Origin of the sequence: Micromonospora sp. NPDC047707 (assembly GCF_040704235.1) — a bacterium.
In the GTDB taxonomy this organism is placed as follows: Bacteria; Actinomycetota; Actinomycetes; order Mycobacteriales; family Micromonosporaceae; genus Micromonospora.
The window spans coordinates 1-10036 of the sequence record NZ_JBEYSU010000070.1 but is presented as its reverse complement, the minus strand read 5'-3'; the positions used below and the strand labels follow the sequence as shown (position 1 = coordinate 10036).

Here is a 10036-nt window from a genome sequence, read left to right as displayed (position 1 = left end):
CACGCTCACGCAGCTCATCGTTGTACTTCTTCTGTGCGGGCATCGCTGGTGTTCCTCCCAGGTTTCGATGTCTCCATCAAACCCGGTGCGGAACAAACGTTGGATGAGGCCGAGGTCAGGGTACTGGAGATCCAGACGAAGCTGCACCGGTGGGCCCTCGACGGCCCGGACCGGAGGTTTCATGATCTGTACAACCTCGTCTGGAACCCGGCGGTCCTGCTGGTGGCATGGCACCGGGTTCGTTCCAACCGAGGAGCACGATCAGCGGGAATCGACGGGTTACGGCCCAAGGATCTCCCGCCCGGGCAGAGCCTGTTCCTGTTCAAGCTCCATCTGGAGCTTCGGGCCAGGGTGTTCCAGCCTCTGCCCGTCCGGCAGCGGCGGATACCCAAGCCCAACGGCAAGACCCGGGCCTTGGGTATCCCCACCGCGAAGGACCGGATCGTGCAGGCAGCACTCAAGCTGATCCTCGAACCCGTCTTCGAGGCGGACTTCAAGCCGTGCTCCTGCGGCTTCCGCCCTGGAAGACGGGCCCAGGACGCGATCGCCGAGATCCACCTGATGGCCTCCAACTCCTATGAGTGGGTGCTGGAAGGCGACATCACGGCGTGCTTCGACGAGATCGACCACACGGCCCTGATGGACCGGGTGCGCCGACGCATCGCTGACAAACGCGTCCTGGCGCTGGTGAAGGCGTTCCTGAAGGCTGGGTCCTCGCAGAAGACGACATCCTCCGCGACACCCGCACCGGCACACCGCAAGGCGGCATCCTCTCTCCGCTTCTAGCCAACATCGCTCTGTCGGTCCTAGACGAACATGTCACGGCCGCATGGGTGACGTTCGGCAAGAACAACCAGGCCCGCAGCTACCGGCGACGCAAGGGGCTCCCCACCTACAAAATCGTCCGCTACGCGGACGACTTTGTGATCATGGTGTCCGGACGTCGCGAGCACGCCGAGGCGCTGCGCGACGAGGTGGCTGAGGTGCTGGCCACCGTGGGTCTGCGGCTGTCAGAGGAGAAGACAACCGTCGCGCATATTGACGAGGGGTTCGACTTCCTGGGGTTCCGCATCCAGCGGCAACGCCAGCGGGGCTCGAACAAGTGGTTTGTCTACACCTGGCCTTCGCGTAAGGCGCTGACCAACGTGATGGCCAAGGTAAAGACGATCACCAGGCAGGGAACCAACCAGCCCCTCGCTGAACTGCTCCGGCAGATCAACGCGGTGCTACGAGGCTGGACCAGCTACTTCCGCCATGGGGTGTCCAAGACGACCTTCTCGTTCCCGCACCAGTACACCTGGGAACGGATCACCAGATGGCTTCGCCGCAAACACCGCCGGGTCACGTGGAAGAAGCTAAAACGCCGCTACCTACCCGGGTGGTGGCCCACCGATGGCGAGATGACCTTGTTCAATGCCGGGGCGGTACCGGTCACCCGATACCGCTACCGGGGAACGAAGATCCCCACGCCGTGGACACCAGCCCCGGTCGCAACGCCGTAACCCACCGCACGGACTCGCGGAGAGCCGGATGCGGGGCCAACTCGCACGTCCGGTTCGGGGAGCGGGCCGGGGAAACGGACCAGCCGAAACGCTGGCACCGCGCCCCGGTCCGACTCCACCTGGCCAACGCCACCGTCACCGAGGTCCGCCGCCGCATCACGCTCACCCAGCGCGGTCGCCGCGGCCGTGGCAGCGACCCGGAATGGCGCATGCGCAACCCGGCTGACCCGCTCCGCCGCCCGCATGCCCGGCAAGCACGTCGACCGCCTCGTCGACACGCTGCAAGCCCTGCCCACCGCGATCGGCGCCCCGATCCTCGCCGCATGCAACGCAAAAGAAGACCTGCTCAACCTGCTCGCGACCGCCCGCACCCGACCCAACCGGGAACACGTCCATCGGCTACTACACCGCTTCTACACCCGCTGCGCCGCCTCCGACCTGCCCGAACTGCACCGGCTCGCCACCACGATCGAGACCTGGTGGCCGCAGATCCACGCGTTCCTGACCACCGGAATCACCAACGCCGGCTCCGAAGGCACCAACCGGGTCATCAAGACCGTCGCCCGCGACGCCTACGGCTTCCGAAACCCCGAGAACCAGCGGCTACGCACCCGCACCGCCCGACGCCACCGCGAACACCTCAACCCCGCTTAACTTCGAAGAGCCCACATAGGTCGCTTGCCACCCGAGTGCGACCAGTAGCGCCACCCAGCGAAGGTCGCGCAGTACGGCGAAGAGCGCGCCGAAGGCCCTGGCGACATGGTCCCGGACCGCTGGCTCACCCAAGATCACGACCTCAAGTGGGTACGTGATCTTCCGCAGCGACGGCCGCTTCGCGATGGAGGCCTACTCCGCGAGCCAGCGATACGTTCCGCGTCGCTGCTGGTCGTGCCCGGCCGCTGCCCAGCGTCGGTCTCGGTCTGCTTCACCCACGTCCGTAACGCCTCGCGACGACAGGATCGGCGCGGGTCAGCCACCATGATAATCGTCGCTGCGTGGTGGCTGACCCGCGTCAACGTGTGCTCAGCGCTGAGAGCGAAGCAGATAGGCGCGGATGATCGTCTGCTCGACCTTGCCACCGTTGCTATCGGTGGCGGTGGCCCGCAACGACACGTGCCCGTCACCAGCAGGATGCGTCACCGATGCGATCCGCTTGTCCTCGCCACCGCTGACCGGCGCGGTCGTCCAGGTCACGCCGTCGTCGTAGGACACCTCCACGGTCAGTCCGGTGACCTTGCCACCTGCCGAGCCCGGTTGATGGTCCACCCGGATTGGGATCTGGAACGGCTGCCCGGCCGGTGCGGCATAGCCCGCCTCCAGTGCGGGTGCGTACCTCACGGTCATCAAGGGCAGCGCCACCGGCAGGCTGGCGGCCTCGTGCCGGGAGCGGAACGTCCACACCACGGAAATTTTCGTCGAGACTACGTTGCGGCTGGACCGGTCGACGGCCGCCTCCAGCCGGTACGCCGCCTCGTCGGGGGGCACGCTCGCACTGAGCAGGCCATACGAAGGATTCTCGGCGATCATTTCGCCGTTGCGGTACAGGGCTGTGCGTTCGCCGTCTGTACAGCCTTTTGGAAGACTTCCGCGTCCCGGCGTCGGATCGACGAGCAGGCCGTCGTAGACGCTGATCGTGTCGTCAGGACTGCGTCGTATCCCAAGCGTTGAGGCTGCCGGCCAGTTACCGAAGGCCGGACCAAGAACGCCGCCGTTCCAGGTCTCCTGGTAGGTCCGCCCTGCCCGGTAGCTCAGGTCGCCTTGCGCCAACGCGGTCTCGGTGCACCGCGATGCGTCCATCTGAATGAAGACGTGTGACCAGCGCAGGTTGTCGTTGCCGTGGTAGTAATCGGTGTGTTGTCCCGGCCGACTCATATCCGACGTATTTATGAACCCGGTCCCACCCACCGGGATCGAGCCTGCCCGGCCAAAATGCCCCGCTGGAAAGTGATTGTCTTTCTTGACTGTCGCCAGGTCCGCGGGACGGATGCGCCGAGTCAGGCCGGTCGGTAGTGAGCCGGAGGTGACCCAGCCCAGGTGGTAGGTGTACGGGCTGTCCAGGAAGCTACCATTGGCCGCTGCCTTGCCCCAGTCTGCGTAGATGTCGGACCGGAAGGTATCACCGGCGTCCGATGGACCGATCTGCGCGGTGAACAGGTTGTCGAAGCCGCGGCGCTCGTTGAGCCAGTTCATCGACGAACTGCGCGCCGGGTAGGGCGCGGTGACCCGGTAGCCGATGTTCGCGCCCATGAAGGTGGCGGTCGGCTCCGGAACCGTGGCCGTGATGGGCCTGCCCGTACGGGCGTCGAGCACGATGCGGGTGTCTCTGGTGAGGCTCAGCTTCGGCCGGGCTAGCAGGGTGATCGTCTCTGTGTCCTGGTATAGGTCGGTGAAGACGAGTGCGCCGACGGTGTAGTCACCGGCCGGCAGGCGGGTGGTGTGCTCGCCTGGGGTCCACTCGGCGACGCTGGAGTGGTCGGCCCAGGAGGTGATCAGGCTGACGTAGTCGACAGCGTCTACGCCGTGGCGGTCCAGTACCTGCACCGTCAGCGCGTACCGTTCGACGTCGCGCACCACTGACAGCAGCGTGGACACGGGCGTCCCGGTGCCGGCCGTGGCGGTGACCCGGCCGGTGTATTGGCCGTCCGGTGCGCTGACCGAGGTGTTGACCGTGACGGTCGCCGACGCTGTGCCGCCTGCCGGCACGGTGATCTGTTGCGGGGTGACCGTGATCATGCCCTGCGGCGCGGTCGTTCCGTTCGGGCCGGTTAGCGTGGCCGCCATGTCCAGCGTCGCGGGTGCGGGCCCGTCGTTGCGGTAGGTCACCGTCCGGGTCACTGGTGGGTCGTCCTCGTGCGGCCACTCCTGTGCCCCGAGGTTGAGGCTGCCGGTGTCCGGTACGACCGGGGCGGCGATCGCGGTGCGCAGGTTGACGTCCCCGGCCCCCTCGGCGGAGATGTCCGCGCCGGACAGGCTTGACGCGGTCGCCATGAGAGCCGCCTTGAGCTGCGCACCGGACCAGTCAGCGTGCTGCTGGGCCAGCAGTGCCGCGGCACCGGTGACGTGCGGTGTCGCCATCGACGTGCCGCTCATCCGCTCGTAGTGGTCGTCGACCGGGTCGTTCGGCGTGGACTGGGCGGAACGGGCGGCCACGATCCCGACGCCGGGCGCGCTGATCTCCGGTTTGTTTCCACCGTCGCCCGGCCGGGGACCACGGCTGGAGAACTCGGCGATGGTGTCTTCGCGGGTGTTCGCGGCCACCGACAGGGCCGCCTCGGCGGTGGACGGCGAACTCACCGAACTGGCGCCACGGGCGCCTTCGTTGCCGGCGGCCACCACGAACAGCACACCGTACTGCGCGCTGAGCCGGTTGATGGCATCTTCGAGCAGGTCCACCCCCGGGCTGTCCTGGCTCCCGATACTCAGGTTGACCACGTCGGCGCCCTGCTCGGCCGCCCACTGCATGCCAGCCAGCATCGCCGATTCCGTGCAAAAACTTTCCGCGCACACCTTGCCGACGAGCAGGTCCGCATCAGGCGCGACACCCTTGTACCTGCCATCGGAGGCGGCGCCGCTGCCGGCGACTATGGACGCGACGTGCGTACCGTGTCCGATCACGTCACCGCCCTCGCTGGCCTCGCTGAAGTTGCGGTTCTCGCGGATCCGTCCGGCGAAGTCCGGATGATTGGCGTCGATGCCGGTGTCCAGCACGGCAACGGTCACGCCACGCCCGGTCAATCCCGCCTGCCAGGCCGCCGGCGCGCCGATCTGCGCGGTGCTCTGATCCAGACTAATGCGGAGCTTGCCATCCAGCCAGACCGACTCGACCCCACTGGCCAACGTCGGCCGCTTGCCGCCGGCGGGCTTGCGGGCGTCGCCGGTCAGGTCGGACCACCAGGTGCCGGCGTCCCGTTTGGCGGTGCGGGTGCTCAGCGCGTTGACCACCGGCGCCTCGCCGGTCACCTGCGTCCGGTGCCGTCGCATCCAGTCACGGGCGCCGGCTCTCGCTGCCGGGTCGCGGTAGCGGACGATCAGCGGGATGTTGTTGCGCCTGGCGTCGTCGTAGCCGGCGGCGAGCAGCGCGGTCACGTCGAACAACCGCCGGTCCAGCCGGCCAGCGGCCAGCAGGCTGACGGCGTCGCCGGGGATGACCAGGTCGTGTCCGTCGTGACGCTGGCGGAGGAAGCCAACTCCTTTCCGGCCCTTGCCGGGCTTTACCGAGATGGTGCCGTCACCACGGACCTCCACGAGATCACCGGTGATGAGCGTGACGGAACGTGGCGTGGCATCCGCCGCAGCTGGTGCAGCGGCCCTCGCCGCAACCAGCGGTGTGGTCGTCGCGGTGGCCGGTGTGGGTGGGCTGATGGTGGACACGACGGCGAGGCAGGCGGGGATCGCCAACCAACGTACACGTTTCACAGGGCCTCCCTGGGCCTCGTTGAGTTCTTGACCTTGTCGATCAAGCAGGAAGGTGGCCGGCCGTTCTACGAGCGACCGACCACCAGGTACGGCGTTGAGCGCCGAATACAGCGCGCCGCCGATGAACAGCAGCAACGCCGGCAGATCGCCTGATCAGCGATGAGGAGCGACGCCGGCTGCGCTGGACCGGTGGCGCTGGTGGTATTCGGCGGAATTCCTCGGTCTGCATCTCCGTCGGACCGCGCATTGCGCTTTTTCCTTGGTGACAGAGCCGCAGCACAGCGATTGGTCGATAATGTTGGCGACCTCACCACATGACGGCGGAAAGTCGGCGGCTCGCCAGCGCCGCGCCGGATTGTCCCCGCCATTTGCCGGCCGTCTCGTCGAATGCGCGATCTCGGAAAAGGGGCGGTCCGTTGAAGCGTCCACCGCCGGGGTATGGCCAAGGCTGCGGTGCCGGCATGATCGGCCAGGTCATGCCGGCACCTGGGGAATGATGATGGGCCGCCGAAGCGGCTTACTTGGGCAGCGAGTCGGTCCACTCGGAGGAGAGCTTGAAGGTCCCGCCCGGGGGACTTGTTACGCCGCTGCCGCCGTCCGCCGGGACGTACCAGTTGGTCTCGCGGATTCGCGAGCTGGCCGGGTCGACAACAATGCGTCCCGGTGCTTGTCCAGCGAGGGAGACCAGCAGTTCCTGCCCGCTCTCCACCTCGCCGAGGCTCTTGACGTTCGGGTAGCTGGCGATGGCGCGGAAGGCGGCGGCGCGGACGTTCGGCGGGGCCGGCAACTGGGAGACCAGGGAGACCAGCCCATAGAAGACGGCCTCCTCCTTCTCGGGGGCTTCCGGGTTAGCGGCACTCCTGATGTCGCTGTTCTTCAGGGAGTCGGCGATCCATGCCTTCAGGGAACCCGGTTCGGTCGGCAGGGCCTGAAGCTGTTCGAAGGTCACAACGGGGCCGCCCAGACGGAACGCCTCCGTCCCCTTGCCCCTGACTGTCTTGCCGTTCGTCTTCCTGCTGTCCATGAACCAGTGGTGACCATCACGCTTGGCCCAGTACTCCGACTGCCACGCTTCCTTGTCGCCGTGGAACACCACCTTGACGTGCCAGTAAGCACCGGAACCCTCCGGCGTCCGCTCGGCGGTCGTGGCGGCCGCGAGCAGGATCTGCTGGCTGGACAGCGCGGTCGTGGCAGGCGGGGGCGAGGAGTGGTCGGAATTGCTGACGCCGATGCCGACCGCGACGGCCGCCGCGACGACGGCGGTCGCAGCCGAGGCCAGCGAAACGAACCGGCGTTTCGGTGACCGGCGGGTGGCCTGTTCGGCCGTCCGGAGATCCTGGTGGATCTGGCTCATCACGAACTCCTGGAGTCTCTGGTGGCGGTCGCTCGGCAATTCCCGCTCCACCGGCCCCGGCAGCAGCCGGGTTAGCTCTGCGCGTTCGTCCGAGTCGGGCTGAATCGGGGAGGCGTTCATCGGGTTTTCTCCTGAGTGAACAGGACCGCGCTGTCGCGGTCACCTATTACCTGTCCTTGGCGGGACTGCGGTTCCCGTTTTCTTTCGGGCGGTCGAATGGTTCCGGCGGCGACGAGCTTGGCCAGCTTCTTGCGCGCCCTGGACAACCGGGAGCGCACCGTGCCGATCGGCACGTCGAGCGCCGACGCGGCCTCGGCATAGTCGAGTCCGGACCAGACGCACAGCGCGAGCACCTCGCGTTCGGGCTTGCGCAGTGCCGCCAACGCGGTACGCACCAGGGCGAGCCGTTCGCGGTCGTCGATCCGGCCGGACACCTCCTCGGCGAAGTCCGGCACCGCCTCCTCCCTCGGCGCCTGCGCCAGTTTCACCTCGTGCCGGCGGGCCGTGCGGCGTAGGTTGCGCGTGACGTTGGTGGCGATGCCCAGGAGCCACGGACGCAGCGACCCGGTACCGGCATCGACTCGTTCGCGTAGCCGCCAGGCCTCCAGGAAGGTCAGGGATACCACGTCCTCTGCCGTCGACCAGTTCGAGGTCAACCGGAAGGCGTGGTTGTAGACCGAACGGGCATGTTCATCGAACAGCTCTCTGAACACGTTCGGGTCCCCCGCCCGAACCCGGGCGCGCATTCTTATCTCCACATCCGTAACCTGTCCAGCTGGACCCACCGGTTGCCGTGACCTGGATCACGCGACGTCTTCGGGTCGCTGACCGCCGCCGGCACTGTCCGGCACGTCGATGGCTACGCCACACGTGGCCGGCCCCGAAGGCTGGCCAGCACGACGTCGATGCCGAGGGTGGCGCCGTGTTCGATGACTTGTTCTTGAAGTCGGCGTCGACCCAGGTCCTGGCCAGGGTGGATGCGCGGCTTTGGCCTGATCGAGGAGGTCGATGCCGATGATGTTGTCGCCGGTGCTGGCGGCGGTGACGATGACGGCGAGGAGCAGGCCGAGGGTGTCGGTGACGATGCCGCGTTTGCGTCCGACGATCTTTTTGCCGGCGTTTCTGCCCACGGATCCGCCAGGTGCAGGCGATGAAAAAGTTCGCCGAGGCCAAGGACGACCTCTACTTCCAACTCGCGGCGAACTTCCTCTTCGAGCCCGACATGATGGCCAAGTGGGAAGACGCGAGCGACGCCTCCACCGCGGCAGCTGTGTCGTGGTTCCGTACCCGCGAAAGCCTGCCCACCGTCCTGCAACAGTGGCGAGTCGCTGGCGCACGCCGAGTCCGCGACAGCAGAGGCCGCCGCCCCCGCATCTTGGACGCGGCCATTGTTCCTCAGCGCGGCGAGGCTGGCATCCGTCGACGCCAGGAAGCCGAGTCGGCCCTACGGAAGGGGCGCCGCAAGAAGCGATAAGCCTGCACACGCAGGACCCACAACGCTCCAGCTGATCTTCAGCAAGCGATCACAGCAAGGCCGCGCGGCGACCGGCACGCAATGGCAGGAAACAAGAACCCGCAGGTCATCACCCTGGGGGCACAGGCCGAGCGTCGGGTTAGGAAACCGATGCTCTATCCCCTGAGCTACGAGGGCGCGGTGGCCCAGCTTATCTGCCAGCGGATAGCCGAGTGCCCAGGAGTGCCCACCCGTGCCTACCGCTAGCAGCCGCCGTCGCTCCGACCGTAGGAGCACACACCGAGCATGCGACCGAACCCTGGCAACGCCTGGTACCCACCGCGGCCCGACACCAACTCGCCACCACCCCGCAAAACTCCTTCCAGATGTACGACGATGTCGCCATCGTGGAAACCTTCGTCGGGGAGACCACCCACCGCGACGAAGATGCCGCCGCCTACGCCAAGGCCATCGACCGACTTTGGAACGAAGCCGCCACCGGTGAAGACGCCCGGAGACTCATCGTCCGCGCAGCGCAGGACCTTCGAGACTAGCCGTCGTTCGCTCAACGCCTCCCGTCTTATCGGCAAGGGCTACAGCGAGATTGCGCCTTGGCTGACTTCCTACTGACCCCGTTTCCTGCATCAACCCCACCCACTGATCTGAGCACTTGCGAATAACTTGATCATTTATATATCGTCCGCTTGTGAAGCCGATGCGTGAACCGACCTTCCTCATCCTGACCGCGCTCGCAGGTGGTCCTCGCCATGGGTACGGCATCGTCCAGGAGATCGCGGCGCTCTCCGAAGGGCGAGTCAGCCTGCTGACCGGCACGCTCTACACCGCGCTTGACCGGCTGACCGCCGAAGGGCTGGTAGAACACGACCGCGACGAGGAGGTCGACGGCCGGGTGCGCCACTACTACCGGCTGACCGCACAGGGACTTGCGGCCCTGACCGTCGAGACCGCCCGCCTGCGGCAGCTCACCGGCGCGGCCGAGGCCCGGCTGCGCACCCTCCGCCCGGGCATCGCCTGATGACGGGGCCGCTCGCCCGGCGCTACCGCCGGCTGCTCTTCTGCTACCCACGCGCCCACCGTCGTGACGAACTGCTCGCCACCCTGCTGGAGGCGGCCCCGCCCGGGCGCACTCGGCCGACGGTGCGAGAGGCAGCCAACCTAATCCGACACGGTCTGCGAGCCCGCCTCGGCCGCCCCACTAGGGCGTGTCTTGTGGATCTTCGGGGATGGGTTCGGTAGATAGATTCCCGTGTCGCGACGTCATGAGTTGACCGATGACGAGTGGGCGCTGCT

The 10036-nt window shown here is 67.1% G+C and carries 9 protein-coding genes and 1 pseudogene; 6 read left to right on the top strand and 4 right to left on the bottom strand.

Features of this window, described 5'->3' with window-relative positions; genetic code table 11:
* The 3 genes from AB0873_RS30860 to AB0873_RS30850 all read left to right on the top strand — a co-directional run.
* On the top strand, nucleotides 1–786 hold a 786-nt coding region (locus tag AB0873_RS30860; RefSeq protein ID WP_366604179.1), incomplete at its 5' end, for a reverse transcriptase domain-containing protein.
* Nucleotides 729–1502 (top strand): group II intron maturase-specific domain-containing protein, encoded by a 774-nt coding sequence (locus AB0873_RS30855; protein WP_366604180.1) that lies wholly within the window; start codon nucleotides 729–731, stop codon nucleotides 1500–1502. The genes AB0873_RS30860 and AB0873_RS30855, both read left to right, overlap by 58 nt.
* Before the next feature lie 243 nt (nucleotides 1503–1745).
* Nucleotides 1746–2156 carry a transposase gene (locus AB0873_RS30850; protein ID WP_366604177.1) on the top strand — a complete coding sequence of 137 codons (411 nt, stop codon included), beginning with the start codon at nucleotides 1746–1748 and terminating at the stop codon, nucleotides 2154–2156.
* Nucleotides 2157–2525: 369 nt separating this feature from the next.
* Here AB0873_RS30850 and AB0873_RS30845 read toward each other — a convergent pair whose 3' ends face one another.
* The 4 genes and pseudogenes from AB0873_RS30845 to AB0873_RS30830 form a co-directional block, all read right to left on the bottom strand.
* On the bottom strand, nucleotides 2526–6053 hold the full coding sequence (locus tag AB0873_RS30845) for a S8 family serine peptidase (RefSeq protein ID WP_366604176.1): 3528 nt from the start codon (nucleotides 6051–6053) through the stop codon (nucleotides 2526–2528).
* Nucleotides 6054–6435: 382 nt separating this feature from the next.
* Nucleotides 6436–7392, bottom strand: coding sequence for a CU044_5270 family protein (locus AB0873_RS30840; RefSeq protein ID WP_366604174.1), 957 nt, complete (start codon nucleotides 7390–7392; stop codon nucleotides 6436–6438).
* A complete protein-coding gene (locus tag AB0873_RS30835) occupies nucleotides 7389–7985 on the bottom strand; it encodes an RNA polymerase sigma factor (protein WP_366604172.1) in 597 nt (198 codons plus the stop codon). Before AB0873_RS30835 ends, AB0873_RS30840 begins: the two co-directional genes overlap by 4 nt.
* Nucleotides 7986–8303: 318 nt before the next feature.
* Nucleotides 8304–8411, bottom strand: a pseudogene (locus AB0873_RS30830) (IS5/IS1182 family transposase); the annotation flags it as partial.
* An 11-nt stretch (nucleotides 8412–8422) separates the two neighbouring features.
* Between AB0873_RS30830 and AB0873_RS30825 the strand changes: the two are divergent.
* The 3 genes from AB0873_RS30825 (at nucleotide 8423) to AB0873_RS30815 (ending at nucleotide 9761) form a co-directional block, all read left to right on the top strand.
* On the top strand, nucleotides 8423–8746 hold the full coding sequence (locus AB0873_RS30825) for a hypothetical protein (protein ID WP_366604182.1): 324 nt from the start codon (nucleotides 8423–8425) through the stop codon (nucleotides 8744–8746).
* A 212-nt stretch (nucleotides 8747–8958) separates the two neighbouring features.
* The gene (locus AB0873_RS30820; protein ID WP_366604170.1) at nucleotides 8959–9279 is read left to right on the top strand and encodes a Scr1 family TA system antitoxin-like transcriptional regulator; all 321 of its coding nucleotides are present in this window, start codon (nucleotides 8959–8961) and stop codon (nucleotides 9277–9279) included.
* 161 nt (nucleotides 9280–9440) lie between these two features.
* Nucleotides 9441–9761 carry a helix-turn-helix transcriptional regulator gene (locus AB0873_RS30815; RefSeq protein WP_366604169.1) on the top strand — a complete coding sequence of 107 codons (321 nt, stop codon included), beginning with the start codon at nucleotides 9441–9443 and terminating at the stop codon, nucleotides 9759–9761.
* The last annotated feature ends 275 nt before the right edge of the window (nucleotides 9762–10036 follow it).

Excerpts from the sequence above, each read along its gene's own strand:
- AB0873_RS30850 (WP_366604177.1), top strand. The coding sequence starts at position 1,746 with ATGCCCGGCAAGCACGTCGACCGCCTCGTCGACACGCTGCAAGCCCTG.
- AB0873_RS30840 (WP_366604174.1), bottom strand. The coding sequence starts at position 7,392 with ATGAACGCCTCCCCGATTCAGCCCGACTCGGACGAACGCGCAGAGCTA.
- AB0873_RS30825 (WP_366604182.1), top strand. The coding sequence starts at position 8,423 with ATGAAAAAGTTCGCCGAGGCCAAGGACGACCTCTACTTCCAACTCGCG.
- AB0873_RS30815 (WP_366604169.1), top strand. The coding sequence starts at position 9,441 with ATGCGTGAACCGACCTTCCTCATCCTGACCGCGCTCGCAGGTGGTCCT.